The organism is Cupriavidus pauculus, from assembly GCF_008693385.1.
Classification (GTDB): Bacteria; Pseudomonadota; Gammaproteobacteria; order Burkholderiales; family Burkholderiaceae; genus Cupriavidus; species Cupriavidus pauculus_D.
On record NZ_CP044065.1, the window covers coordinates 3,519,244 to 3,544,695 of the forward strand.

22 protein-coding genes are annotated in these 25,452 nt (G+C 65.9%); 16 read left to right on the forward strand and 6 right to left on the reverse strand.

The genetic code is table 11. The features are described from left to right. Nucleotides 1–50 precede the first annotated feature (50 nt). The gene (gene dsbD / locus FOB72_RS16195) at nucleotides 51–1,958 is read left to right on the forward strand and encodes a protein-disulfide reductase DsbD (RefSeq protein WP_150373517.1); all 1,908 of its coding nucleotides are present in this window, start codon (nucleotides 51–53) and stop codon (nucleotides 1,956–1,958) included. Here dsbD and FOB72_RS16200 read toward each other — a convergent pair. The 3 genes from FOB72_RS16200 to yihA form a co-directional block, all read right to left on the reverse strand. After that, nucleotides 1,955–3,175 carry a magnesium transporter CorA family protein gene (locus FOB72_RS16200; RefSeq protein WP_150373518.1) on the reverse strand — a complete coding sequence of 407 codons (1,221 nt, stop codon included), beginning with the start codon at nucleotides 3,173–3,175 and terminating at the stop codon, nucleotides 1,955–1,957. The genes dsbD and FOB72_RS16200 overlap by 4 nt on opposite strands. 9 nt (nucleotides 3,176–3,184) lie before the next feature. Beyond that, complete coding sequence (hemB, locus tag FOB72_RS16205; protein ID WP_150373519.1) at nucleotides 3,185–4,177, reverse strand: porphobilinogen synthase; 993 nt, start codon at nucleotides 4,175–4,177, stop codon at nucleotides 3,185–3,187. 276 nt (nucleotides 4,178–4,453) lie between these two features. Beyond that, complete coding sequence (gene yihA / locus FOB72_RS16210; RefSeq protein WP_223851364.1) at nucleotides 4,454–5,326, reverse strand: ribosome biogenesis GTP-binding protein YihA/YsxC; 873 nt, start codon at nucleotides 5,324–5,326, stop codon at nucleotides 4,454–4,456. Between the two features lie 290 nt (nucleotides 5,327–5,616). Between yihA and FOB72_RS16215 the strand changes: the two genes are divergently transcribed. The 6 genes from FOB72_RS16215 to msrQ all read left to right on the forward strand — a co-directional run bounded on the left by FOB72_RS16215 (nucleotide 5,617) and on the right by msrQ (nucleotide 12,447). Then, on the forward strand, nucleotides 5,617–6,276 hold the full coding sequence (locus FOB72_RS16215; RefSeq protein ID WP_150373520.1) for a c-type cytochrome: 660 nt from the start codon (nucleotides 5,617–5,619) through the stop codon (nucleotides 6,274–6,276). Between the two features lie 138 nt (nucleotides 6,277–6,414). Then, nucleotides 6,415–8,583 (forward strand): cytochrome c biogenesis protein ResB, encoded by a 2,169-nt coding sequence (locus FOB72_RS16220; RefSeq protein ID WP_150373521.1) that lies wholly within the window; start codon nucleotides 6,415–6,417, stop codon nucleotides 8,581–8,583. Nucleotides 8,584–8,693: 110 nt separating this feature from the next. After that, nucleotides 8,694–9,908, forward strand: a complete 1,215-nt coding sequence (ccsB, locus tag FOB72_RS16225; protein ID WP_150373522.1) for a c-type cytochrome biogenesis protein CcsB — start codon at nucleotides 8,694–8,696, stop codon at nucleotides 9,906–9,908. A gap of 167 nt (nucleotides 9,909–10,075) precedes the next feature. Then, nucleotides 10,076–10,504: a hypothetical protein gene (locus tag FOB72_RS16230; RefSeq protein ID WP_150373523.1), complete on the forward strand. Its 429-nt coding sequence runs from the start codon at nucleotides 10,076–10,078 to the stop codon at nucleotides 10,502–10,504. Between the two features lie 219 nt (nucleotides 10,505–10,723). Continuing rightward, nucleotides 10,724–11,728 carry a protein-methionine-sulfoxide reductase catalytic subunit MsrP gene (msrP, locus tag FOB72_RS16235; protein ID WP_150373524.1) on the forward strand — a complete coding sequence of 335 codons (1,005 nt, stop codon included), beginning with the start codon at nucleotides 10,724–10,726 and terminating at the stop codon, nucleotides 11,726–11,728. Between the two features lie 104 nt (nucleotides 11,729–11,832). Further along, nucleotides 11,833–12,447 carry a protein-methionine-sulfoxide reductase heme-binding subunit MsrQ gene (msrQ, locus tag FOB72_RS16240; protein WP_150373525.1) on the forward strand — a complete coding sequence of 205 codons (615 nt, stop codon included), beginning with the start codon at nucleotides 11,833–11,835 and terminating at the stop codon, nucleotides 12,445–12,447. Here msrQ and lysA read toward each other — a convergent pair whose 3' ends face one another. Both lysA and lptM read right to left on the reverse strand, forming a co-directional pair. Continuing rightward, nucleotides 12,448–13,707: a diaminopimelate decarboxylase gene (gene lysA / locus FOB72_RS16245; protein WP_150373526.1), complete on the reverse strand. Its 1,260-nt coding sequence runs from the start codon at nucleotides 13,705–13,707 to the stop codon at nucleotides 12,448–12,450. Between the two features lie 2 nt (nucleotides 13,708–13,709). Next, on the reverse strand, nucleotides 13,710–14,027 hold the full coding sequence (gene lptM, locus FOB72_RS32880) for an LPS translocon maturation chaperone LptM (RefSeq protein WP_411859804.1): 318 nt from the start codon (nucleotides 14,025–14,027) through the stop codon (nucleotides 13,710–13,712). Nucleotides 14,028–14,147: 120 nt separating this feature from the next. Between lptM and cyaY the strand changes: the two genes are divergently transcribed. Next, the gene (gene cyaY, locus FOB72_RS16255) at nucleotides 14,148–14,486 is read left to right on the forward strand and encodes an iron donor protein CyaY (RefSeq protein ID WP_150373527.1); all 339 of its coding nucleotides are present in this window, start codon (nucleotides 14,148–14,150) and stop codon (nucleotides 14,484–14,486) included. 72 nt (nucleotides 14,487–14,558) lie between these two features. Here cyaY and FOB72_RS16260 read toward each other — a convergent pair whose 3' ends face one another. Further along, nucleotides 14,559–16,943: a penicillin-binding protein 1A gene (locus tag FOB72_RS16260; RefSeq protein WP_150373528.1), complete on the reverse strand. Its 2,385-nt coding sequence runs from the start codon at nucleotides 16,941–16,943 to the stop codon at nucleotides 14,559–14,561. A 394-nt stretch (nucleotides 16,944–17,337) separates the two neighbouring features. Between FOB72_RS16260 and pilM the strand changes: the two genes are divergently transcribed. From pilM to FOB72_RS16300, 8 genes are all read left to right on the forward strand, one after another. Then, nucleotides 17,338–18,408, forward strand: coding sequence for a type IV pilus assembly protein PilM (pilM, locus tag FOB72_RS16265; RefSeq protein ID WP_191002161.1), 1,071 nt, complete (start codon nucleotides 17,338–17,340; stop codon nucleotides 18,406–18,408). Between the two features lie 19 nt (nucleotides 18,409–18,427). Continuing rightward, nucleotides 18,428–19,075, forward strand: a complete 648-nt coding sequence (locus tag FOB72_RS16270; protein ID WP_150373529.1) for a PilN domain-containing protein — start codon at nucleotides 18,428–18,430, stop codon at nucleotides 19,073–19,075. Between the two features lie 2 nt (nucleotides 19,076–19,077). Then, nucleotides 19,078–19,770: a type 4a pilus biogenesis protein PilO gene (locus FOB72_RS16275; protein ID WP_150373530.1), complete on the forward strand. Its 693-nt coding sequence runs from the start codon at nucleotides 19,078–19,080 to the stop codon at nucleotides 19,768–19,770. A gap of 65 nt (nucleotides 19,771–19,835) precedes the next feature. Then, the gene (locus FOB72_RS16280) at nucleotides 19,836–20,318 is read left to right on the forward strand and encodes a pilus assembly protein PilP (RefSeq protein WP_150373949.1); all 483 of its coding nucleotides are present in this window, start codon (nucleotides 19,836–19,838) and stop codon (nucleotides 20,316–20,318) included. Further along, a complete protein-coding gene (gene pilQ / locus FOB72_RS16285; protein ID WP_150373531.1) occupies nucleotides 20,315–22,450 on the forward strand; it encodes a type IV pilus secretin PilQ in 2,136 nt (711 codons plus the stop codon). Before FOB72_RS16280 ends, pilQ begins: the two co-directional genes overlap by 4 nt. 108 nt (nucleotides 22,451–22,558) lie before the next feature. After that, nucleotides 22,559–23,146: a shikimate kinase gene (locus FOB72_RS16290; protein ID WP_150373532.1), complete on the forward strand. Its 588-nt coding sequence runs from the start codon at nucleotides 22,559–22,561 to the stop codon at nucleotides 23,144–23,146. Next, nucleotides 23,143–24,249 carry a 3-dehydroquinate synthase gene (gene aroB / locus FOB72_RS16295; RefSeq protein ID WP_150373533.1) on the forward strand — a complete coding sequence of 369 codons (1,107 nt, stop codon included), beginning with the start codon at nucleotides 23,143–23,145 and terminating at the stop codon, nucleotides 24,247–24,249. Before FOB72_RS16290 ends, aroB begins: the two co-directional genes overlap by 4 nt. 60 nt (nucleotides 24,250–24,309) lie before the next feature. Next, entirely contained in the window at nucleotides 24,310–25,446 is a 1,137-nt protein-coding gene (locus tag FOB72_RS16300) for a deoxyguanosinetriphosphate triphosphohydrolase (protein ID WP_150373534.1), read from the forward strand. Nucleotides 25,447–25,452 lie beyond the last annotated feature (6 nt).

Consider the following 25,452-nt stretch of genomic DNA (forward strand, 5'->3'; position numbering starts at 1 on the left):
TTGCCTGGCTCTTTTGTTTTCGGGCCCAACACAGAACAGGAATCGAAGGTATGCGGGTGCAGGCGGGATTCGGTTGGCGACAGTTTGCGGCGGCGTTGCTGCTCGTGCTGCTTGGCATGCTCGGGCTGCAGGGTGCCGCGCGGGCGGCGTCCGAGGACGACTTTCTGCCTCCCGAACAGGCGTTTCGATTTGCCGCGCGCCAGCTCGACGACCGGACCATCGAGGTGCGCTTCGACGTGGCCGATGGGTACTACCTCTACCGGGAGCGCTTCGCGTTCGCGGCGCAGCCCGCGTCGGTGAAGCTTGGTGCGCCGGAATTCCCGGCGGGCAAGGTCAAGTTCGACGAGACCTTCAACAAGGACATGGAGACCTACCGCGGCAGCGTAACGATTCGCGTGCCCGTGGAGGCCGGGCCGCCCGACGGCAAATGGGCGCTGACCGTGACATCGCAGGGCTGCGCGGACAAGGGGCTGTGCTATCCGCCGCAGGAGCATGTGTTCCGTGTGGGCGGGGCGCCGCTGGCGAACCTGTTTGGCGATCGCGCGCCCGCCGGCACATCGGGTGCCACCTCGGCGGGGGCGGCGGTGTCCTCCGCGCCCTCGCAGGCCGCTAATGCGGCGGTGGCCGAGGACGGCGACCGCATCGCGCGCGCGCTGGCCAGCCGCAACCTCGGCGTGATCGTCGCGCTGTTCTTCGGGCTCGGGCTGCTGCTGACCTTCACGCCCTGCGTGCTGCCAATGGTGCCGATCCTGTCGTCGATCGTGGTGGGCGAGCATGTCACGCGCGGCCGCGCGCTGACCGTGTCGCTGGCCTATGTGCTCGGCATGGCCGTCGTGTACACCGCGATCGGCGTGGCCGCGGGGATGATTGGCGAGGGGCTGGCCGCGGCGCTGCAGACGCCATGGGTGCTCGGTGCCTTCGCGGTGCTGATGATCGCGCTTGCACTGTCGATGTTCGGCCTCTATGAACTCCAGCTGCCGCAGCGCTGGCAGACGCGGCTGACCGAGTCGTCGAACAAGCGGCAGGGCGGGCAGATCGCCGGCGCCGCGGTCATGGGGGCGATCTCGGCGCTGATCGTCGGGCCGTGCGTCACGGCGCCGCTCGCGGGCGCGCTCGCGTATATCGCGCAGACCGGCGATGCGGTGACGGGCGGCAGCGCGCTGTTTGCCATGGCCATCGGCATGGGCGTGCCGCTCGTGCTGGTCGGGGTGGGGGCGGGCAATCTGCTGCCGCGCGCGGGCCGCTGGATGGAGGCGACCAAGCGCTTCTTCGGCTTTCTGCTGATCGGCGTGGCGATCTGGATGGTGACGCCGGTGCTGCCCGCATGGATCGTGATGGTCGCGTGGGCGGCGCTTCTGCTTGTGGGCGCCGTGTATCTGGGCGCGTTCGATGCGCTTGGCGCCGATGCACGCGGTCTGGCGCGGCTGGGCAAGGGGCTGGGCCTGCTGGCGGCACTGGCCGGCGCGATCGTGCTGGTGGGGCTCGCGTCCGGCGGGCGCGATCCGTTGCAGCCGCTGTCGCATCTGAGCTTCAATGGCGCGGCGGGCGGCGCCAGTGGCGCAGGGGAGAAGGAAGCGATGCGCTTCGAACGCATTCGCACCGTGGCGGACCTCGATGCGCGCGTGGCGGCCGCCGCGGCGGCGGGCCGGCCGGTCATGCTCGATTTCTACGCGGACTGGTGCGTGAGCTGCAAGGAGATGGAGAAGTTCACGTTCTCCGATGCGAAGGTCGGCGCGCGCATGGCGCAGCTGACCTTGCTGCAGGCCGACGTCACGGCCAACAATGCCGACGATCGCGCGCTGCTGAAGCGCTTTGGACTGTTCGGGCCGCCGGGGATCATCCTCTTCGGTGCCGACGGCAAGGAGCGGCCCGTGCGCGTGATCGGCTATCAGTCGGCCGATCGGTTCCTCGACAGCCTCGAGCGCGCGTTCGGGACGTCCAGCGTCGCGGCGCGCTAGCGGTCGAGCCAGCGGCCGAGTGCCCAGAGCGCGCCGATGGCGGCCACCACGCCGCCCATCAGGCCGATCGACCACCAGAATCCTTCGGGCGCATGCAGCCACGGCATGCGATCGAAGTTCATGCCGAAGATCCCCGTGATCAGCGTCAGCGGCATAAACAACGCCGTGAGGATCGTCAGCGTGCGCATCGTGCGGTTGGTCCGATGCGCGACGGCCGAGAAGTGAATCTGCACGGCCGACTCGATCGAGTCCTCGAGCCGCCTTGCATGGGCCAGCACGCGCTGGATATGCTCCATCAGATCGGTCAGCCGGACCAGCAGCACCTCGTCGCGGCTGGCCGCGGTCGGCCGCGGCGCACCGTCTTCCTCACTGCTGTAGCGATTGTCGAGCAGACTGTCGCGGAATTCCTGCAGCGCATCGCGCTGTTCCTCGCTCAGGTGTTCGAGCCGCCGCAGCTGGATGCGCGCGTCGAGCAGGCCCTCCCAGCTCGAGAAACTGCGTCGCGCGCTCAGCAGCGCGCGCTGCCAGCGGTCGAGCTGGCGCGTGAGCGGCGAGCGGAGTTCGAGGTAGCGATCCACCATCGCGTTGAGAAGCCGCAGCATCAGGTCCTCGGGGCGCGTGGGCGGACGGACGCCGTGTACGAGCGCGGCCTGCCCGTTCGTGCCGGAGGCGCCCGCAGGGCGTGGGGCCTGGCAGAGATCGAGCAGACGCTGGCGTACCTGATCCAGCGTGCGCGACGGGCCCGGCCGCACGGTGATGAGCACCGTGTCGAAGACGAAGAACGTGACCGGTTGCGTGTCGATGCGCGCGAGGGCGGGCAGGAATCCCGGCGGATACTTGCGCGCGGGCCTTTGCGCCGAGACGGGTACGCCTGACGGCGCCGGCGCGGATGCCGCGTGTGCCGCGTCCGCCTCCGCGAACAGGCGGCTCGTCTCGAACGTGAGCTTGCGGAAGATCACCATGTCGTACGCATTCGTCGTGTCGAAGAACGACGGATGCGAGGGATTGGTGGCATCCACCAGATGCAGGTCGAGGACGGGCGCGCCCGTCAGCGGCGTCAGGCTGTCGCGCCACGCGGACGGTGCGGGCGCGACCTCTTCGGTGTCGAAGTCCGCCCAGACGAAGCGCGCCGCGGCGTTGCCGGCGAGAAACTCGCGCGCCGCCTCGAGGGTGGCCAGCGGATGGACCTGGCTGGCCGAGAACCCGAGCAGTTGCATCGGCGGCGATCAGTCCCGCAGCAGACGCGCGGCGTCGCGCGCGAAGTACGTAAGGATGCCGTCGGCCCCCGCACGGCGGAAGGCGAGCAACGATTCCATCATGACCTTGTCGTGATCGAGCCAGCCGTTCTGTGCCGCGGCCTTGAGCATCGCGTACTCGCCGCTGACCTGATACACGTAGGTCGGAAAGCGGAACTCGTCCTTCACACGGCGCACGATATCGAGGTACGGCATGCCGGGCTTGACCATGACCATGTCCGCGCCTTCCATGATGTCCTGCGCTACTTCGCGCAGGGCCTCGTCGGTGTTGGCCGGATCCATCTGGTACGTCATCTTGTTGCTCTTGCCCAGATTCGCGGCCGAGCCCACGGCATCGCGGAACGGGCCGTAGAACGCGGACGCGTACTTGGCCGAGTACGCCATGATGCGCGTGTGGATGTGGCTGTTCTCTTCGAGCGCGGCACGGACCGCGCCGATCCGGCCATCCATCATGTCCGACGGGGCGACGATATCGACGCCCGCTTCGGCCTGCGCCAGCGCCTGTTTGACGAGGATCTCGACCGTGATGTCGTTGATCACGTAGCCGTTGTCATCGAGCACGCCGTCCTGGCCGTGGCTCGTGTACGGATCGAGCGCCACGTCGGTGAGGATGCCGAGTTCGGGGAAGCGGTCCTTGAGCGCGCGCACCGCGCGCGGCACGAGGCCTTCGGCCCGGGTGGCCTCGATGCCGTCGGGCGTCTTCAGCGACGGGTCGATCACCGGGAACAGCGCGATGACGGGAATGCCGAGCTTCACGCAGTCTTCGGCGATGGGCAGCAGCAGGTCTACCGAGACGCGCTCCACGCCAGGCATCGACGCGACGGTCTGACGCTGGTTCTGGCCTTCGAGAATAAAGACCGGGTAGATGAAGTTGTCGGGGGACAGGCGGTTTTCGCGCATCATGCGGCGCGAGAAATCGTCGCGGCGCATGCGGCGGGGACGATATTCGGGAAACGTGGACATGTGCAGTTCCGGGGGAGGCGGCGCGATCATGTTGACGCTGGAGGTGACGCAACTACTGCGCGGCACGCATCCCGTTGCAGTGCGTCAGATCGCGTTGAAAGAAAAACTAAACTTTTGTGCGTGCCCGCTATCATACTCGCGGACACTCTGTGTTGCTTCGTGCAGCGCGGTGTCCCCCGCTACTCCTCCCTGAGCGGGTACCCGCCCCAACCGGCGGGAAGTTGGTCCCCGTTGCCACGCAACGGGGCTTTTTTTGCGCGTGCTTCGGGCCTTCGGTCAAACCTTCGATTTGGCTTTCGATGGCTGGGCGATCTTCGGGCGCAGCGCTTTGGGGACGCGGTGCTTGGGGGCCTTTTTCGCAGGGGCCTTTGCGGGCGTTTTCGCGGGGTTTTTTGCAGCGGCCCTCGTGGCGGGCTCTGCGGCGACCGGTTCCGTCGCGACCGGCTCTGCGCCATCCGCTTCCGGCGAGCCATCCGATGTCGCCTCCGATGTGCCTTCCGACGCCGACGCTAGCGCTTCCGGCAACGCGAGCCAGCCCGCGATCACGCGTTGCGCTTCCTCGATGCCACGGCGCTTGATGCTCGAAAACAACTGCGCGGTCATCGGCACCGGCGTTTCGAGCTGTTCCGCATAACCGGCGAGCACCTTGCGCGTTTCGCGCAGCGCCAGCGCGTTCTCGCTGTTGGTCAGCTTGTCCGCCTTGGTCAGCAGGACGTGAATCGGCCGGCCCGTCGGCAGGAACCACTCCACCATCTGGCAATCGAGATCCGTGAACGGACGGCGCGCGTCCATCATCAGCACCAGGCCCGACAGCTGCGTGCGCGTCTGCACGTAGTCGCTGAGCAGACCCTGCCAGTGATACTTGGCCGTGCCCGAGACCTCCGCGTAGCCGTAGCCGGGGAGGTCGACGAGGAAGGCGAGCGGGTCCGGCGCCTTGACCGGGGCCACCGAGAAGAAGTTGATGTGCTGCGTGCGGCCCGGCGTGCGCGACGAGAAGGCGAGCCGCTTCTGGTTGCAGAGGATGTTGATGGCCGTCGATTTGCCGGCGTTGGAACGGCCGGCGAAGGCCACCTCGGGGACAGCCGTGGCGGGCAGGTCGCGCAGGTGGTTGACGGTAATGAAGAAGCGGGCCTGGTGTAGAAGCGACATGCGAAAGAGTGAAGGCGGGAGCGTCGGGTGACGGGGACTGACGAGCGGATCGTCAGGCAGGGTTGGGGGCACGTTGCGGCATCTCGTCACAGTGGCGTGCAGCCGTCAATCCGGAAAGCGATTTATTGTACAATACGCCGGTTTACGGTCTCCTGAGCGGGTGACGTGTGACATCCATTTGTCGCATCGAATGCTTGCACAGTCCGTTGCCCGAGGCGTTCCCACCGTCAGGGCTCCGGGTCGGCCGACCTTGCATTCGGTATTTATAACAATTCTGACAAGGTGTGCGAATGAACCGCATTGCGAAAATTCTGGCTGTCATGGCGCTCGCTGTCCCTGCGCTGACCATGACGGGAATGGCTACCGCCGCAGAACAGGCCCCCGCAAAGGCCGATCCTGCCAAGGGCGAAACGCTGTATTCGCAAGGCGCTCCCGATCGCAATGTTCCCGCGTGCCTGAGCTGCCACGGCGCGGCGGGCAACAGCGGCGCGGCCGCCAATCCCAAGCTCGCCGGCCAGCAGGCCGAGTACGTGCACAAGCAACTCGAAGACTTCAAGGCCAAGACGCGCAACAACGCGATCATGACGCCGTACGCCTCGGTGCTGACCGATCAGGAAATGCGTGATATCGGCGCCTACCTCGCCAAGCAGCAACTGAAGCCGGCCACGGCGAAGAGCAAGGATACGATCGAAGCCGGCCAGAAGATCTATCGTGCCGGGATCGCGGCGAAGGGCGTGCCGGCCTGCGCGGCCTGCCACGGACCGACGGGCGCGGGGATTCCGGCGCAGTATCCGCGTATCGGCGGCCAGTTTGCCGAGTATACGGAGGCACAGCTGATCGCATTCCGCCAGGGCACCCGCAAGAACAACTCGGTGATGAGCACCGTCGCCGCGCGCATGTCGGACGCCGAGATCAAGGCCGTTGCCGACTACGTGGCCGGCGTGCGCTGATTTCTCCATGCCGGACGCCGGTCGATGAAACCCGGCGTCCTGCCAGTAATCGAAGAGGGTGGCCTGCTTGCAAAGCAGGTCCACCCTCTTTTATTTTTTACCCCACGCAACAGCTGATTTGCCTCGGCGTTACCGTTCATGTCGACCGCTTCCACTTCGGGCCTGCACCTGAAGACCTCCCATCGCGTGCTGCGCGACACCGTCGAGCTGTTGTCCTCGATGCGCTTTGCGATCACGCTGCTGACGGTCATCGCCATCGCGAGTGTGATCGGTACCGTGCTCAAGCAGAACGAGCCGTACCCGAACTACGTGAACCAGTTCGGTCCGTTCTGGGCCGATCTGTTCCATGCGCTGTCGCTGCAGAAGGTATATAGCTCGTGGTGGTTCCTGCTGATCCTGGCGTTCCTCGTGGTGTCGACGTCGTTGTGCATTGCACGAAACGGCCCGCGCATGATTGCCGACATGCGGTCATGGAAGGACCACGTGCGGGAGCGCAGCCTGCGCGCGTTCCATCACCGCGGCGAGTTCGAGGGCGGCATGGCGCGCGCCGATGCGGTCGCCCGACTGGGCGCGCTGTTGCGGAACCGCGGTTACCGGATCAAGCCGGTGGAGCACGAGGGCGCCACGCTGCTGGCCGCCAAGGCGGGCGCATTCAACAAGCTCGGCTATATCCTCGCGCACACGGCGATCGTCGTGATCTGCATCGGCGGCCTGCTCGATGGCGACATGCTGATCCGCGCGCAGATGTGGTTTGGCGGCAAGACGCCGATCAGCGGGAATGCGGTGATCACCGACGTGCCGCCGCAACACCGGCTGTCGCCGAACAATCCGGGTTTCCGCGGCAACGCCTTCGTGCCCGAGGGCGCGACGGTATCGACCGCGATTCTCAATATCGCCGATGGCGCCCTGGTGCAGGACCTGCCGTTCACGCTGACGCTCAAGAAGTTCACGGTCGATTTCTACTCGACGGGCATGCCCAAGCTGTTTGCGTCGGACGTGGTCGTGACCGACCGCGCGACGGGCAAGCGGACCGAGGCGACGATCAAGGTGAACGAGCCGCTGATCGTCGATGGCATCGCGATCTATCAGTCGAGCTTCGAGGATGGCGGTTCGAAGCTCAAGTTCGTCGGCTATCCGATGAGCGGCACCTCGGGCTCGACGTTCGCGCTTTCCGGCGCCATCGGTGGCAGCGCCACGCTGACGGGCACCGGCACGGGCGCCGACGATGAGAGCCTGACGGTCGAGTTTAGCGACTTCCGCCTGATGAACGTGGAGAACGTGACCGACGCGTCGGGCAAGCCCGATGCGCGCGGCGTGGCGCGCAAGTCCATGGGCGCGACGCTGGAGAAGCACCTCGGCTCCGCGGCCAACCTGGACAAGGAAAAAGAGTTCCGCAACGTCGGTCCCTCCGTGCAGTACAAGCTGCGCGACCGTAACGGCCAGGCGCGCGAGTTCAACAACTACATGGTGCCCGTGGAACTGGACGGGCAGCTCGTGTTCCTGGCGGGCATGCGCGAGGCGCCGGACGAGCCGTTCCGCTACCTGCGTATTCCGGCGGACGACCAGCGTTCGGTGACGGACTGGATGCGACTGCGCGCCGCGCTGCAGGATCGCGCGATGCGTGGCGAGGCCGCGCGCCGGTTTGCCGCGATCTCCATGCCGGGCGAGGGCAAGGAGACGCTGCGCGCCCAACTGGCCGAGAGCTCGCTGCGTGCGATGGATCTGTTCGCAGGGGCTGCGCGCGCGCAGAAGGACGCGCCGCCCGGAGGCTTCACGGCGATTGCCGCGTTCCTCGAGAAGACCGTGCCCCCCGCCGAGCAGCAGAAGGCCGCCGATGTGCTGCTGCGCATTCTCAATGGCAGCATGTGGGAGCTGTGGCAGCTGTCGCGCGAGAAGGACAAGGCGCCGGCCGTGGCCAACGACGCGAAGAGCAGTGCGTTTCTGCAACAAGCGGTCAACTCGCTGTCGGACAGTTTTTTCTACGCCGCACCGGTTTTTCTGCAACTGGATGATTTCGAGCAAGTGCGCGCGAGCGTGTTCCAGATGACGCGTGCGCCGGGCAAAAACATCGTGTATCTTGGGTGCTTGCTGCTCGTACTTGGCGTTTTTGCGATGTTCTACATCCGTGAGCGCCGCGTATGGATCTGGGTCAAGGATAAGCACGAAGGTCACGGCAGCGAGGTACTGATGGCGATGTCCACACAACGCCGGACCCTCGATTTCGAGCGGGAGTTTGCCGCACTGCGCGACGACGTCGGCCGCGCGGCCGGCGCTGACCCGACGGAGGGCAAGTCGGGCCACGCGTGAGACGGGTATCCGCAACATCCACGCGCCATGATGTGGACGTGCCATTGTTATCGTAAAACGGCTTCGTACGTCGAATACGAAGCGACACGAACCACAAGAGCAGGAATGCCATGTCTTCCAATGTGAACCCCGCCACGCACGGACTGCGCGCACAAGCGCAGGCACCGTCGTCGCCTCCGGCCGCCCACGCCGACGAGGCGTATCTCGAACCTTCGTTTTTGCGCCGCCTGTCGTGGATCGACTGGGTCTACGCGCTGCTGCTGACCGTCGGTGCCGGCGTGGCGCTGATGGAGTACGGCCAGTGGATGAACGTCTACGACAAGGCGATCCTGATCGGCGCGGTGCCGACGTTCGCGCTGCTGGGCTGGCACTGGAAAGCCGTGCGGCCGCTGATGGCGGGGCTGGCCGTGCTGTCGATCGGCGCGATCCAGCTGTATCACGGCGACCTCGCGCGCGCCGAGCAGGCGTTCTTCCTCAAGTACTTCCTGTCGAGCCAGTCCGCGATCCTGTGGATGAGCGCGCTCGTGTTCCTGTCCACGCTGTTCTACTGGGTCGGGCTGGCCACGCGTGCCGAGACCGGCTACAGCATCGGCAGCAAGCTCTGCTGGGCCGCGGTGGTCCTGGGCTTCACGGGTCTGCTCGTGCGCTGGTACGAGTCCTATCTGATCGGCACCGATATCGGCCATATTCCGATCTCGAACCTGTACGAAGTGTTCGTGCTGTTCACGCTGATCACGTCGCTGTTCTACCTCTACTACGAACGCCGTTACGCGACGCGCGCGCTCGGGCCGTTCGTGATGCTCGTGGTGTCCGCCGCGGTCGGCTTCCTGCTCTGGTACACGGTGAGCCGCAATGCGCAGGAGATTCAGCCGCTGGTCCCCGCGCTGCAAAGCTGGTGGATGAAGATCCACGTGCCCGCGAACTTCATCGGCTACGGCACGTTCTCGCTCGCGGCGATGGTCGCGGTCGCCTATCTGCTCAAGCAACGCGGCATCCTCGCCGAACGCCTGCCGTCGCTCGAACTGCTCGACGACGTCATGTACAAGGCGATTGCCGTGGGTTTCGCGTTCTTCACGATCGCGACGATCCTCGGTGCGCTGTGGGCCGCGGAAGCCTGGGGCGGTTACTGGAGCTGGGATCCGAAGGAGACCTGGGCCCTGATCGTCTGGCTCAACTACGCGGCCTGGCTGCACATGCGCCTCATGAAGGGGCTGCGCGGCACGATGGCGGCCTGGTGGGCGCTGGTGGGCCTGCTGGTCACCACCTTCGCGTTCCTCGGCGTGAACATGTTCCTGTCGGGGCTGCATAGCTACGGTGAGCTTTGAGCCGCTTCGCACCCTGAAATATGAAGAGCCCGTCGCATTTCGTGACGGGTTTTTCATTTCAGGCGAAAAAAGTCGCACTCTGCCGGAATAAACGCGTCACATCCGTTGTTTACTGAGAGAACCGGGCGCCGACCCTCGGCGTCCCAAAACGAGAAGGAGAACTCACCATGGCATTGCACACCAAGTTCCGTCCGTTGTTCCGTCCGGCCACCATCGCGCTGGCATCCGCCTCGATTCTGCTCGGCGCCTGCTCGGGCATGGGCGGCATGGGTTCGGGCGGCAACATGCCGCCGACCGTCAAGGTGACCGACGGCGTTCTGACCGATCCGCAGGGGCTGACGCTGTACACGTTCGACCGCGATACCAATGGCAGCGGCAAGAGCGTCTGCAATGCCACGTGCGCCACCAACTGGCCGCCGCTGCTGGCCAGCCCGGGCACGAGCTCGACGGGCAGCTACTCGATCATCACGCGCGACGACGGCACGCGCCAGTGGGCCTACAAGGGCAGCCCGCTGTACCGCTTTGCCAAGGACGCCAAGCCCGGCGACAAGACCGGCGACAACCTGAACAACGTGTGGCACGTCGCCAAGCCGTAATCCGTCCCACTGGCGCCGTGCAGGACCCGACCGCGGGTCTTGCACGGACGCTTCTGTTTCGCATCCCCTCGGCATGACCGTTCAAGGCGGCGACGGCGACACAGTGGAATACAAAATTGTTGTCAGGATTGCCCGCACCAACCGACGAAGCGGAAAGTCCAACGCTGCAATGGGTACGCTCCGGCCTGCCCGTCATGGCCGAACCGAGGTGATTCTGAAATGCTGATTCCTTCCCCCAAATGGCTCCGTGGCGATGATGTCGCCGCATCGGAAATTACGCCGCGCGAAGTATTCGAATCGCGCCGCCGGTTGTTGATGCTGGCCGCTGCGGGAGCCGCTGGCGCCACGCTCTCGCCATGGGCGATGCGGCAGGCGCACGCCGCGCAGCCGCACGGTGCCAAACTCGCGGCGAAGCCGAACACCGCGTATGCGATCACCGAGAAGGTGACGCCCTACGACGACGCGACCACGTACAACAACTTCTACGAATTCGGGACGGACAAGTCTGATCCCGCGCGTTACGCGGGCACGCTGCGGCCGCGGCCCTGGCAGGTGTCGGTGGAAGGGCTCGTGAAGCAGCCCAAGGTGTATGACCTCGACGAGCTGCTCAAGCTCGCGCCGCTCGAGGAGCGTGTGTACCGCATGCGCTGCGTGGAAGGCTGGTCGATGGTGATTCCGTGGATCGGCTACTCGCTGTCGGAGCTGATCCGGCGCGTGGAACCGCAGCCCGGTGCCAAGTTCGTGCAGTTCATCACGCTGGCCGACAAGAAGCAGATGCCCGGCCTCGGCAGTCCGGTACTGGACTGGCCGTACAGCGAGGGACTGCGCATGGACGAGGCCATGCATCCGCTGGCCCTGCTGACGTTCGGTCTTTATGGCGAGGTGCTGCCGAATCAGAACGGCGCGCCGGTGCGCATGGTGCTGCCATGGAAGTACGGATTCAAGAGCGCGAAGTCGATCGTGAAGATCCGCTTCGTGGACAAGCAGCCGCCCACGAGCTGGAACCTGGCCGCGCCGAGCGAGTACGGGTTCTACTCGAACGTGAATCCCGATGTCGATCATCCGCGCTGGAGCCAGGCGACCGAACGCCGGATCGGCGAGGACAAGGGATCGGGCGGGTTTGCCGCGCTGTTCGCGCCCAAGCGCAAGACGCTGCCGTTCAATGGCTACGGCCAGCAGGTGGCGCCGTTGTACGCGGGCATGGACCTCAAGAAATTCTTCTGATGGCGCGGGAGCGGGACGTGATTGCAGACAATGCCGGCGCCCCGACGGGCGCACCCCCCCGGCGTGGGACAGCGGGTGGTAAAGCTTCGGGCGGCTCGCTGTCGATGCTTTCGCCCGGGCGGCTTCGCGCGGTCAAGGCCGTGGTGTGGCTCCTCGCGCTGCTGCCGTTTGCGCGGCTGATGTTCCTGGGAGCGACCGCGCAGTTCGGCGCCAATCCGCTCGAGTTCGTCACGCGCTCCACGGGCACGTGGACGCTGGTGCTGCTGTGCGTGACGCTGGCCGTGACGCCGCTGCGGCGGCTGACGGGCTGGAACTGGCTGATCCGCTTGCGCCGGCTGCTGGGGCTGTTCACGTTCTTCTACGGCCTCCAGCATTTCCTGTTGTGGCTCGCCGTCGATCGCGGTTTCGACGTGGCGTACATGATCGAGGACGTGGCCAAGCGCCCGTTTATCACGGTGGGATTTGCGGCGTTCGTGCTGATGATTCCGCTCGCGCTGACGTCGACGAACGCGATGGTGAAGCGCCTGGGAGGCAAGCGCTGGCAGGTGCTGCACAAAGCGATCTATGCGGTCGCCGTGCTGGCCATCCTGCACTACTGGTGGCACAAGGCCGGCAAGAACGACTTCAGCGAAGTATCGATCTACGCGGCCGTCGTGTTCGTGCTGCTGGGCCTGCGCGCCTGGTGGGCGGTGCGCAGGCGCACGGCGGTCGGCGCCTGATCAGCCCTTGAGCAGATGCTCGTTGCGGAACAGGTCTTCGGGGCGCTCGCGATCGCGGACCAGGTGCACGGCGTCGCCATCGACGAGCACTTCGGCCGCGCGGCCGCGCGTGTTGTAGTTCGAGCTCATTACGAACCCATAGGCACCCGCTGACATCACGGCGAGCAGGTCGCCGGGCTGCACGGCCAGCGCGCGGTCGCGGCCGAGCCAGTCACCCGATTCGCAGACCGGACCCACGATGTCGTAGGTCACGGCATGGTCGGTGCGCGGCGTGACGGCCTCGATGCGGTGGTACGCCTCGTACATGGCGGGGCGGGCCAGATCGTTCATCGCCGCGTCCACGATGCAGAAGTTCTTGCTCGCGCCCGGCTTCAGAAATTCGACCGTGGTCAGCAGCGCGCCCGCGTTGCCCACCAGCGAGCGGCCCGGTTCGAACAGGACTTCGCGATGGCCATGGCCGCGCGCGGCGACGCGCTCGAGCAGCGTGGTGGCGAAGCCCGTGATGTCCGGCGGGGTTTCGTCGTCGTACGTAATGCCGAGGCCGCCGCCCACATCGATGTGTTCGAGGTCGATGCCCTCGCGCGCAAGCGCTTCCACGACGTCCAGCACCTTGTCCAGCGCTTCCAGGTACGGGGAGACTTCCGTGATCTGCGAACCGATATGGCAGTCGATACCGGTCACGGCCAGATTCGGCAGCGCGGCCGCCGCGCGGTACGTCTGCATGACGTCCTCGAACGCGACGCCGAACTTGTTGCCCTTGAGGCCCGTGGAGATATACGGGTGCGTCTTGGCGTCCACGTCCGGGTTGATGCGCAGCGACACGCGCGCGCGCTTGCCCACGCGGCCGGCCACGGCGTTGAGGCGGTCCAGTTCGGGGATCGATTCGACGTTGAAGCCGCGCACGTCGTGCGACAGCGCCAGTTCCATTTCCGCTTCGGTCTTGCCGACGCCGGAGAACACGACCTTGCGCGGGTCGCCGCCGGCGGCCAGCACGCGCAGCAGTTCACCGCCCGACACGATGTCGAATCCCGCGCCGAGCTTCGCGAACACCTGCAGCACCGCGAGGTTCGAGTTGGCCTTCATCGCGTACTGCACATGCGCGCGGCGGCCCTTGCAGGCGGCGGCGTAGGCCTCGTAGGCGGTGGTCAGCGCGGCGCGCGAGTAGACGTAGGTCGGCGTACCAAATTCGGCGGCAATGCGGGCGAGCGGTACCTGCTCGACGGCGAGCGCGCCGTTCTGGCGATGGAAGAATGCGGTCATGTTCAGCGTGCGTTGGGGGCGGATGCCGGGCGGCTTGGCGTGCCGGCGGCGTTCTGGGCGGCCGTGTCGGCCGGCATCGACGTGGTTGCCGGCATGGGCGTGTTCGGGTTGCCGAGCCCGGTGTCGGGGGCCGTCGGCGCGGTGGGGGCGGGCGGAATCGTCGGCATATACAACGGCCCGCGAATGCCGCAGCCGGCGAGGGTCATCGCGAGGCCGGCTGCAAACGCCGATACAATCGCACGGCGCGGCATCGGAATCTGGCGCAGCATCGGAATGTCCTTCATGGTCTGGATGGCTAGGGGGAGGACGACCGGCTGCATGGCTGTGCCGCCATACCGTCGTGCCGCTGAACCGATGAACGGCGGCCCGCGGAATTCCGATCGTCGCACCCTGAAATCAATCGCGCCGGGCGCGTGCGTCCGGCGGCCTTGGAGTTTAGCATGCCCCCCCTGAGTGAAACCGAGTTCCTGACGCTGGCCACGGCCGAACTGGACCGTCTGGAGGCCGCGATCGAAGCCGCCGCCGATGCGGCCGACGCGGATGTCGAGATCAACCGTACCGGCAACGTGATGGAGCTGGAGTTCGAGGACGGCACCAAGATCATCGTCAACAGCCAGGCGCCGATGCAGGAGCTTTGGGTGGCCGCGCGGGCCGGTGGCTTCCACTTCCGGCACGACGGTGCCAGGTGGATGGATACGCGGGGCGGTGGGGAGCTGTATGCGGCGCTGTCCGGCTATATGAGCCAGCAGGCCGGTGCGGAGATCGTGCTGAAGGATTGAAGGGCTGAAGGGTGGAGGGGTTGAAGGGGCCTGTGCCCCTTCAACCTCGGTACCTTCCGGTATCCCCGGACGTCAGGCGCCGCCGAACATTTCCAGGATCTTGCGCTTCTCGGAATCGGCTTCCGGCGACGGTGCATGCTGGCCGCTGTCGTCGGGTTTGCCCGGCCACGGATCGCCCAGGCCGACCGATGCCACGCCGGCGCCGCCCGCGTTCTCTTCGAAGGTCCAGTCGCCCGCGACCATGACCACGCCTTCCGGCGGCTGGCGGTCCGGGGACTCGGGGACGCCCTTGAGCACCTTGCTCATGTAGCTGGTCCAGATCGGCAGCGCGAGGCCGCCACCGGTTTCGCGCGCGCCCAGGCTCTTGGGCTGGTCGTAGCCCATCCACGCAATGCCCACCAGCTTCGGCGTATAGCCCGCGAACCATGCATCGACCGAGTCGTTGGTCGTGCCGGTCTTCCCGGCGAGGTCGTTGCGGCCCAGACGCTGCTTGGCCGGATTCGCGGTGCCCGAGCGCACCACTTCACGCAGCATGCTGTCGGCGATAAACGCGGTACGGGCGTCGAGCACGCGCACGGCGTCCTGGCCCGCGCGCTGCGGCTGCGTCTCCGAGAGCACCTTGCCGCGCGAGTCGACGACACGCTGGATCAGGTACGGATTGACGCGGTAGCCGCCGTTGGCGAACACCGAGTAAGCGCCCGCCATCTGCAGCGGCGTCACGTTGCCGGCGCCGAGCGCCATCGGCAGGTAGGCCGGATGCTTGTCCGCCTCGAAGCCGAAGCGCGTGATGTAGTCCTGCGCGTACTGCGTGCCGATGGCGCGAAGAATGCGGACGGACACGAGGTTCTTGGACTTGGCGAGCGCGCGGCGCATCGTCATCGGGCCCTCGAACTTGCCGTCGTAATTCTTCGGCTCCCACACCTGGCCGCCCGTATCCGGACCGATCGTCAGCGGTGCGTCGTTGATCACGGTCGCTGGCGAGAACCCCTTCTCGAGCGCGGCCGAATAGATAAACGGCTTGAAGCTCGAACCCGGCTGCCGCCAGGCCTGCGTCACGTGGTTGAACTTGTTCCGGTTGAAGTCGAAGCCGCCGACCATCGCGCGGATCTGGCCATCTTCGGGGCTCATCGAGACGAACGCGGCCGAGACCTCGGGCAGCTGGGTCACCGCCCACGACTTGTCCTTCTCGTCCTGCGTCACGCGGATGATCGCGCCTGGCCGGATGCGGACCTTCGGCTGCGCGTTGCTCGCGAGGGACGGCGCGATAAAGCGCAGCGCCTGGCCTTCGATCGTGGCGACCTCGCCCGACAGCAGCGTGGCTTCCACGCGCTTGGCGGTCACGCTCGTCACCACGGCGGAGCGCATGTCGTCGCTGCCCGGGTGCTCGACCAGCGCGTCGTCGATGGCCTGCTCGCGCTCGGCCGCGCCCGACGGCAGATCGATGAATGCTTCCGGGCCGCGATAACCGTGGCGGCGCTCGTAGGCCATGATGTTCGCGCGCACGGCATCGTACGCGGCGTCCTGATCGGGCTTGGCCAGCGTGGTGTAGACCGTGAGGCCGCGCGTGTACGTTTCCTCGCGGTACTGCGCGTACATCAGCTGGCGCACGATTTCGGCCACGTATTCGGCGTGCGTCGAGAACTCGTTGCCTTCACTGCGCACCTTGAGGTCTTCCCGCACGGCCTGGTCGTACTGCTCGGGCGTGATGTAGCCCAGGTCGCGCATGCGCTGGAGGATGTATTCCTGGCGAACCTTGGCGCGGCGCGGGTTGACCACGGGGTTGTAGGCCGACGGCGCCTTGGGCAGGCCGGCCAGCATGGCGGCCTCGGCCGGCGAGACGTCCTTGATCGACTTGCCGAAGTACACGCGCGCGGCGCTCGCGAAACCGTAGGCGCGCTGACCCAGATAAATCTGGTTCATGTACACCTCGAGGATCTGGTCCTTCGTGAGGTTCGCCTCGATCTTGTAGGCGAGCAGCATCTCGTAGATCTTGCGCGTGTACGTCTTCTCGCTCGAGAGGAAGAAGTTGCGCGCCACCTGCATCGTGATGGTCGACGCGCCCTGCGACAGCCCGCCGCGCAGGTTGGCCAGGCCGGCCCGCAGCACGCCCACGAAGTCCACGCCGCCATGCTCGTAGAAACGATCGTCTTCGATCGCGAGCACGGCCTTCTTCATGACGTCCGGGATCTCGCCGATCGGCACGAAGTTGCGGCGCTCCTCGCCGAACTCCCCGATCAGCACGTTATCGGACGTGTAGATACGCAGCGGGATCTTCGGGCGGTAATCGGTGATGGTGTCGAGCGACGGAAGGTTCGGCTCGGCAACCAGCAGCGCATAGCCGACCAGCAGCGCGACCGTGACGATTCCCGCGACGAACAGTCCGACCAACCAGAACATCGCGCGCACCCAGAGTGGGCGGCGAACGGGAAGGGACGGCTTCTGTTGTGCTGTGGCCATGGAGGGTCTACTTGATCTGAGTGCCCGGATTATATCGTTGCGGATGGCTGCAATCCGCCAAGCGGTGCGGCAAAAGGCGCTATCGCGCTGTTACAAGATGTAATGCCGCTGAGATCTGCATGTAACGCGATTGATGTCACGTTGGGGGTGGACACTTGGCGTCACCACGATGGCGAGGGGAGGCTGGGGGAGCGTCGGATTTTGGCAACGCTTTCGCAGGCGCGTTCACAAAAAGAAAGCGTGTTGAAACGGCCACATTGCCACCGCCCCGGCTTTTTGTGAGAATCCAGCAACATAAAGAGAAACGTTTCATCCAAGAAACAGAATCGCACTATTAGAGCATTCATGCCGGGTGCGAGTTCAATGTCAGGGGGTCACCTTGCGACGGGGCATCTTGTCGGGTCTTCTGCGCCGGACTACGGTCGGCGTGGATATTGGGTCGTCCAGCGTCAAGGTTGTCGAGCTGTCCGTTGGTGCGGGCAGGAACGACTACCGGCTGGAAAAATGCGCCAGTGAATTGCTGGACCGCAATGCCGTTGCCGATGGCAACGTCATCAATATCGAGGCTGTCGGCATCGCGCTCAAGCGCGCGCTCGGCAAGGCCGGTATCCGTACCAAGGACGTGGTCCTCGGCGTGCCGTCCATGCTGACCGAATCGCAGACGGTCAGTCTTCCGGACAACCTGTCCGAGGACGAACTCTATTCGCAGGTCGAATCGGAGGCGCATCGCCTCTATCCGCCATCGCAGGCGGTCAATTTCGACTTCGCGGTCATCGGTCCGAACGAAACCGAGGGTGGCATCGGCGTCCGCGTGACGGCGGCCAACAGCGACCGCGTGCAGGAGCGTGTGACGGCCGCCGAGATGGCGGGCCTGAAGCCGCAGGTCATGGATGTCGAGGAGTACGCCGTACAGCGCTCCATCGTGCAGATGCTCGGCGTGTCCGAGACGCTGACCGAGGCCGATGCCAAGGACCTGCCCGTCATTGCCGTGGTGCACCTCGGCGGCAGCCGCTCCAAGGCCATCTTCTATCAGGGTTGGAAAGAGCTGTACGAGCAGCCGCTCAACAGCTACGGCGATCAGCTTACGCAGAGCGCGGCGCGCATGTTCACGCTCGACGCGCTCAAGGCGGAGATCAAGAAGCGCAAGAACACGCTGCCGGAAGCCTGGCGCGCCCAGTTGCTCAAGCCCTCGCTCGAGGCGCTGGCGATGGAGGTGCAGGGCGCCATCGGCAATTTCATCGCGAGTTCGAGCCTCGGCCGGGTCGACGAGATCCTGCTGTCGGGCGGCCATGCGTCGCTGTTCGGCGTGCAGGCCGCCATCCAGCAGCAAACGCAGATCACGACCACGCTGGCCAATCCTTTCGCCAACATGACGACCGCGGGCAAGGTCAACGAGCGCTATCTCCAGCGCGACCTGCCGGCCTATATCGTCAGCGCGGGACTGGCGTTGCGCGGGCTGCAATAACCCAACCGGGGGGCGAAGCATGTCCACGAACACGATCCCGTCGGTCAACCTGCTGCCGTATCACGAAGCACGCAAGGCGGCCCGGCGCAAGAAGGTCTACACGATGCTGGGCGGCGCGGCGGGTGCCGGCGCGCTCGTCGTGCTGATCGGCGGCCTGTATATCGACCATCGCATCGATGCCGAGGTGGCGCTCAACGAGCAGCTGAAGTCGGCCAACGCGAAGATGGATGTCCAGATCAGCGAGGTCAACACGCTGAAGAAGGATATCGAATCGCTGCTGGACCGCCAGCGCGCGATCGAGAGCCTGCAGGCCCAGCGCAATCTGCCCGTGCAGCTGCTCGAGGAACTCGTGCGCCAGGTGCCGGAGGGCGTCTACCTGTCCACGCTCAAGCAGACCGGCGACAGCTTCGTCATGACGGGCGTTGCCCAGTCGAACGAGCGCATCTCCGAGCTGCTTCGCAACCTGAGCCTCGTGGGCTGGCTCGACCGCGCCGAACTCGGCGAGTCGAAGGCCGTGACGATGACGAACAACCTGCGCGAGCAACGCCGGCTGTTCGACTTCTCCATGCGCTTCTCCTATCGCGCGCCCGAGGCGCCGGCGGACAAGAAGGGCGGGTCGGCAACCGGTGCCGGAGCGGCCGCGGGCGCGAAGGGCGGGAAGGTCTGATCATGGCATTCAATCCGAATCTGAATCTCTCGCTGACGGACCTCTCCACGCAGTTCCGCGGCCTGAACCTCAACGAACCCGAGACCTGGCCGACCGCGCCGCGTATCGTCTTCTCGATTCTCGCGGCGGTGCTGGTGCTCGCGCTCGGCTGGCAGTTCTACTGGAGCGACAAGTCCGACGAGCTCGAGCGCAAGCAGGCGGAGCAGCAGCAATTGCGCGATGCCTACAAGAGCAAGGTGGCACAGGTTGCAAACCTCGCCGCGCTGCGCGAGCAGAAGGTCGAGGTCGAGAAGCGCGTGGCGCTGGCGGAACGGCAGTTGCCGAACAAGACCGAGATGGACGCGCTGCTCGCCGACGTGAACCATGCGGGCGTGGCGCGTGGGCTGCAGTTCGAACTGTTCAAGCCGCAGGCGGCGACGGTCAAGCCGTACTACGCGGAGATTCCGGTCAACCTCAAGGTCACGGGCCGCTATCACGACATCGCGCAGTTCAACGCCGACGTCGCCGCCATGTCGCGGATCGTGTCGATGCGCGGGCTCAACCTCGCGATGGGCAAGGACGGCGTGCTCTCGATGGAAGCGATCGCGATGGCATATCGCGCGCTCGATCCGGACGAGCAGGCCGCGCAGCGACGCGCCGCCGCGGATGCCGCGGCCAAGAACAAGAAGGGCGGCAAGGCCGGAGGTGCCAAATGAGCGGGGCGATCGATCGCGAGGGTCCGGGCGGGCGCCGTGCGCTTGCGCTGGCCGTGCTTGCCACGATGACCGTTGTCGCGTTGGGAGGCTGCGGGGGCGGCCAGGAAGAGGAACTGCAGCACTGGATGGCAGAGACGCGTGCGGCGAAGGTGCCGCCGCCCGAGCCATTGCCCGACGTAACGCCGTACGTGCCGCGCGAGTACGGCGGCCGCAGTGCACCGGAGCCCTTCGCGCAGACGAAGATCGGTGAGCTGAACAAGACGATGTCCGAGTCGCCGGAGGCCGGCCGGCGACACGAGCCGCTTGAAGACTATCCGCTGGAGAACTTCAAGATGCTCGGCATGATGAGAAAGAACGGCGAGACCTACGGTGTCGTACGCGTAGATAACAAGATCCACCACGTCAAGGTGGGTCAGTATCTCGGCCAGAACTATGGCCGGGTGGTCCGCATCAGCGATCAGGAGATCGTGTTGCGCGAATTGGTTCGGGAAGGGGTCACAGATTGGAAAGAGAAAATGACCAGCCTGAAGCTGGAGGGGTCCGCATGAACACGTCACGTTGGTATCGTGCGCTCGCGGGCGCCGCAGCGATGGCGCTCGTGCTGGCCACCCCGGCCGCATGGGCTCAGACAAACCAGGTCAAGCAGGTGGACGCCAACGTGATTGGCGAACAGACCGTATTCACGGTGGACCTGCAGACGCCGCCGCGCGAGAAGCCGGCGGACTTCACGACGCAGAATCCCGCGCGTATCGCCATCGACCTGATGGACACCGGCTTTGCGCCGGGCCGCGCGCAGTATGACTACGCGGGCAAGGTGCTCAAGGGCGCCAACGTGATGCAGATCGGGAACCGTACCCGCGTGGTGCTGGATCTCGTGCGCACCGCGCCGTACCGCACCGAGATTCGCGGCAACCAGTTCGTGGTGCTGATCGAGAACGCGTCGCAGGCCACCAAGCCGGCGGCACCGACGTTCGCGCCGAGCGCCACGGCAGCCGCTGCCGCGGCATCGTCGCGGCCGAGCGTGCGCAACATCGACTTCCGCCGCGGTACCGACAATGCCGGCCGCGTGGTGGTGGATCTGTCGTCGCGCGATTCGGGCATCAATATCGCGCAGCAGGGCCAGAACCTCGTGGTGGACTTCCTCGGCACGACGCTGCCCGCGGATCTGCGCCGCCGCTTCGACGTGAGCGACTTCGGCTCGCCCGTGCAGTCGATGCGCGCGACCGATACGACCGGGAACGCGCGTCTGACGATCGAGCCGCGTGGCAACTGGGAATACAGTTCGTACCAGACCGACACGCAGTTCGTGGTCGAGGTGCGTCCGGTCAAGGAAGACCCCAACAAGCTGATCTCGGGGCAGGGCTTCCGGGGCGAGCGCATGTCGCTGAACTTCCAGAACATCGACATCCGTTCGCTGCTGCAGGTGTTCGCGGACTTCACGGGCCTCAACATCATCACGAGCGAATCGGTGCAGGGCAACCTGACGCTGCGCCTCAAGGATGTGCCGTGGGATCAGGCGCTGCAGATCGTGCTCGATGCCAAGGGCCTGGCTTCGCGCCGCAGTGGCAACGTGCTGTGGGTCGCCCCGAAGAACGAACTGGCCGAGAAGGAAAAGGCCGAGCTCGAGGCGCGCGCGCAGATCGTGGAACTGGAGCCGATTCGCAGCCAGGTGTTCCAGCTGAACTACCAGCGCGCCGACGACGTGCGCCGCATGCTGCTCGGTATCGCCCCGACGGGTGGTGCCGGTGGTGGCGCGGCACCGGCCGTGGGTGGCGTGGGCGGAGCGGCGGCAAACCGTATCCTGTCCAAGCGTGGCTCGCTCACCGCGGACCCGCGTACGAACCAGCTGTTCGTGTCGGACATCGGCAGCAAGCTCGAGGAAGTGCAGTCGTTCCTGCTGAAGATCGACATTCCGGTACGCCAGGTCATCATCGAGGCGCGGATCGTCGAGGCGTCGGACACGTTCAGCCGCAACCTCGGCGTGAAGCTCGGCTTTGCCTCGCAGCGCAGCGGCGCGGGCTACGGCAACTCGTACACCAACGTGGTGAGTCCGGTGACGCAGGACGCGACGTGGGATAACGGCCCGGCGGTGAGCCTGCCGGCGGCCGCGATCAACACGATCAACCCGGCGTCCGTGGCGGTGAGCCTGTTCAACGCGGGTGCGGGCCGGTTCCTGGCGCTGGAACTGTCCGCGCTGGAAGCGGACGGCAAGGGCAAGATCATCTCGAGCCCGCGCGTGGTCACGGCCAACAACGTGAAGGCGCTGATCGAGCAGGGTACCGAGTTCCCGTACCAGCAATCGACGTCGAGCGGCGCGACCGCGGTCAGCTTCAAGAAGGCCAACCTGAAGCTCGAGGTGACGCCGCAGATCACGCCGGAAGGCAACGTGATGCTGGAAGTGGACGTGAACAAGGACAGCCCGGGCATCCAGACGCCGGTCGGTTTCGCCATCGACACCAAGCACGTGCAGACGCAGGTGCTGGTCGAGAACGGCGGCACGGTGGTTATCGGGGGGATCTATCAGCAGACGCTGAAGAACAACTCGAACAAGGTGCCGCTGCTTGGCGACATTCCTGTGCTGGGCTACCTGTTCCGCGACAACTCGAAGCAGGACGATCGCACGGAACTGCTGGTGTTCCTGACCCCGCGTATCCTGAACGACAATGTGTCGCTGAAATGACGCCGCGGGTGCGCCGCACCCGTGGGATGCAGTAGACTGGCAGGCCGCGTCACATCGACGCGGCCTTTTTTATATGTGAGGCAAAGCTTACTTGCCTCCTCAAAGACAGTGACAGCAGCTCCGAACCTCTATTTTGTCGGCCTGATGGGCGCCGGCAAGACGACCGTCGGCCGCACCGTGGCCCGGCGCCTCGATTACCCGTTCTTCGATTCCGACCACGAACTCGAAGCGCGCTGCGGCGTGAAGATTCCGGTGATTTTCGAGTGCGAGGGAGAGGCGGGCTTCCGCGATCGCGAGGAACAGGCGATTGCCGAGCTGACGAGCCGGCAGGGCATCGTGCTGGCAACGGGCGGTGGCGCGGTGCTGCGCCCGGCCAACCGGGCCGCGCTGAAGGCCAACGGCACGGTGGTGTACCTGCGCGCGAGCCCGCACGACCTGTGGCTGCGTACGCGGCACGACCGCAACCGTCCGCTGCTCCAGACCGAGAATCCGAAGGCCCGGCTGGAGGCCCTGTTCGCCGAGCGCGACCCGCTCTACCGCGAGGTGGCGGACTTCATTATCGAAACCGGCAAGCCGTCCGTGGCGCAGCTTGCTAATATGGTTCTCATGCAACTTGAAATGGCCGGCTACGTGTTTCCGCGCGCGGCGATATCCGAGGACGCGGAGAACGAACCGGTGCAGGGTTCCCACACATGATTACGCTTGAAGTCGACCTCGGGGCGCGTAGTTACCCGATCCATATCGGCGGCGGCCTGCTTGGCCGTGCCGACCTGCTGGCGCCGCATATCCGCGGCCAGCACGCGGTCATCGTCACCAACGAGACGGTGGGCCCGCTCTACGCCGCGCGCGTGGAGGCCGCGCTGACGTCGCTCGGCAAGACCGTGCGCGTGGTGACGCTGCCCGATGGCGAGCGTTTCAAGCAGTGGGATACGCTGAATCTGATCTTCGACGCGCTGCTGCGCGCCGGGGCGGACCGCAAGACCACGCTGGTCGCGCTGGGCGGCGGTGTGGTGGGCGACATGACCGGGTTTGCCGCGGCCTCCTATATGCGCGGTGTGCCGTTCGTGCAGATGCCGACCACGCTGCTGGCGCAGGTGGATTCGTCGGTGGGCGGCAAGACGGGCATCAACCATCCGCTCGGCAAGAACATGATCGGCGCGTTCCATCAGCCGAACGCGGTCATTGCCGATATCGACGCGCTGCGCACGCTGCCGCCGCGCGAACTGGCGGCCGGCATGGCCGAGGTCATCAAGCACGGTGCGATCGCCGATGCCGAATACTTCGAATGGATCGCCACGCATATCGACGCGCTGAACGCGTGCGATACGGACCGCATGGCCGAGGCCGTGCGCCGCTCCTGCGAGATCAAGGCGTCCGTGGTGGCCCAGGACGAGCGCGAAGGCGGCCTGCGCGCGATTCTGAACTTCGGCCACACGTTCGGCCATGCGATCGAAGCGGGCATGGGCTACGGCGAGTGGCTGCACGGCGAGGCCGTCGGCTGCGGCATGGTGATGGCGGCCGATCTGTCGCACCGCCTAGGCTTTATCGACGTGGAAACGCTGGCGCGCATCCGCACGCTGACGCAGAAGGCGATGCTGCCCGTGGTGGCGCCGGACCTCGGCGTCGATCGCTATATCGAACTGATGAAGGTGGACAAGAAGGCCGAGGCCGGCAGCATCAAGTTCATCCTGCTGCGGAAGCTGGGCGAGGCGTTCATCACCACCGTGCCGGACCCGGACCTGCGCGACACGCTGCGTCACGCGGTGTTGAAACCCCCGACCGAGGCGCCGGTCGCCTGACCGAACGGCCATGCCTCGCAACCCAAACGCCGACCCCATGTTGGACTCACGGATTGCCGCATGACCGATTTCGAATCCCACCTCGCCCCCTACGCCGCCCGCTCCGCGCAGTCGCGCGGCCGGGTGCACGCGGAAGCCGCATCGTCGTCGCGCAGCGAGTTCCAGCGCGATCGCGACCGCGTGATCCACAGCACGGCGTTCCGGCGGCTCGAATACAAGACGCAGGTCTTCGTCAATCACGAGGGCGACCTGTTCCGCACGCGGCTCACGCATAGCCTCGAGGTGGCGCAGATCGCGCGCTCCATCGCCCGTAACCTGCGGCTCAACGAGGACCTCGTCGAGGGGATCTCGCTGGCCCACGACCTTGGCCACACCCCTTTCGGCCATGCGGGGCAGGACGCGCTCAATACCTGCATGAAGAACCATGGCGGCTTCGAGCACAACCTGCAGAGCCTGCTCGTCGTCGATGAACTGGAGGAGCGCTACGGCGGCTTCAACGGCCTGAACCTCACGTTCGAGACGCGCGAAGGCATTCTCAAGCATTGCTCGCGCGTCAACGCGGCGGCGCTCGGGGAACTGGGCCGCCGCTTCCTGGAGGGTGCGCAGCCCTCGCTCGAGGCGCAACTGGCCAACCTTGCCGACGAGATCGCGTACAACAACCACGATATCGACGATGGCCTGCGGTCGGGATTGCTGACGCTCGACCAGCTCGATGAAGTCCCGATGTGGGCGCGCCACCGCGCCGAGGTGGCCAAGGCCTTCCCCGGGATCAATGGCCGCCGCGCGATCAACGAGACGGTCCGGCGCATGATCAATACGCTGATCGTCGATCTGATCGAGACCACGACGCAGAACATCGCGGCCGCGAACGTGAAGTCGATCGACGCCGTGCGCGCGGCCGGCACGCTGGTCGCGTTCAGCCCGAAGGTCCACGAGGAAGCGGCCACGCTCAAGCGCTTCCTGTTCCGGCACCTGTACCGGCATTACCTCGTGATGCGGATGTCCGCGAAGGCGCAGCGCATCGTGTCGGACCTGTTCTCGGCATTCATGGCCGATGCGCGCCTGCTGCCGCCGCAGTACCAGGCCGGCCACGGCGGCGATCAGCCGCGGCTGATCGCGCACTACATCGCCGGCATGACGGACCGGTACGCGATTCGCGAGCACCGCCGTATCTTCGCGGTCAGCGAGAGCGACTAGCCGCCC

Coding starts and splice junctions, on each gene's coding strand:
- dsbD (WP_150373517.1), top strand. CDS start 51: ATGCGGGTGCAGGCGGGATTCGGTTGGCGACAGTTTGCGGCGGCGTTG.
- FOB72_RS16200 (WP_150373518.1), bottom strand. CDS start 3,175: ATGCAACTGCTCGGGTTCTCGGCCAGCCAGGTCCATCCGCTGGCCACC.
- hemB (WP_150373519.1), bottom strand. CDS start 4,177: ATGTCCACGTTTCCCGAATATCGTCCCCGCCGCATGCGCCGCGACGAT.
- yihA (WP_223851364.1), bottom strand. CDS start 5,326: ATGTCGCTTCTACACCAGGCCCGCTTCTTCATTACCGTCAACCACCTG.
- FOB72_RS16215 (WP_150373520.1), top strand. CDS start 5,617: ATGAACCGCATTGCGAAAATTCTGGCTGTCATGGCGCTCGCTGTCCCT.
- FOB72_RS16220 (WP_150373521.1), top strand. CDS start 6,415: ATGTCGACCGCTTCCACTTCGGGCCTGCACCTGAAGACCTCCCATCGC.
- ccsB (WP_150373522.1), top strand. CDS start 8,694: ATGTCTTCCAATGTGAACCCCGCCACGCACGGACTGCGCGCACAAGCG.
- FOB72_RS16230 (WP_150373523.1), top strand. CDS start 10,076: ATGGCATTGCACACCAAGTTCCGTCCGTTGTTCCGTCCGGCCACCATC.
- msrP (WP_150373524.1), top strand. CDS start 10,724: ATGCTGATTCCTTCCCCCAAATGGCTCCGTGGCGATGATGTCGCCGCA.
- msrQ (WP_150373525.1), top strand. CDS start 11,833: ATGCTTTCGCCCGGGCGGCTTCGCGCGGTCAAGGCCGTGGTGTGGCTC.
- lysA (WP_150373526.1), bottom strand. CDS start 13,707: ATGACCGCATTCTTCCATCGCCAGAACGGCGCGCTCGCCGTCGAGCAG.
- lptM (WP_411859804.1), bottom strand. CDS start 14,027: ATGCAGCCGGTCGTCCTCCCCCTAGCCATCCAGACCATGAAGGACATT.
- cyaY (WP_150373527.1), top strand. CDS start 14,148: ATGCCCCCCCTGAGTGAAACCGAGTTCCTGACGCTGGCCACGGCCGAA.
- FOB72_RS16260 (WP_150373528.1), bottom strand. CDS start 16,943: ATGGCCACAGCACAACAGAAGCCGTCCCTTCCCGTTCGCCGCCCACTC.
- FOB72_RS16270 (WP_150373529.1), top strand. CDS start 18,428: ATGTCCACGAACACGATCCCGTCGGTCAACCTGCTGCCGTATCACGAA.
- FOB72_RS16275 (WP_150373530.1), top strand. CDS start 19,078: ATGGCATTCAATCCGAATCTGAATCTCTCGCTGACGGACCTCTCCACG.
- FOB72_RS16280 (WP_150373949.1), top strand. CDS start 19,836: ATGACCGTTGTCGCGTTGGGAGGCTGCGGGGGCGGCCAGGAAGAGGAA.
- pilQ (WP_150373531.1), top strand. CDS start 20,315: ATGAACACGTCACGTTGGTATCGTGCGCTCGCGGGCGCCGCAGCGATG.
- aroB (WP_150373533.1), top strand. CDS start 23,143: ATGATTACGCTTGAAGTCGACCTCGGGGCGCGTAGTTACCCGATCCAT.
- FOB72_RS16300 (WP_150373534.1), top strand. CDS start 24,310: ATGACCGATTTCGAATCCCACCTCGCCCCCTACGCCGCCCGCTCCGCG.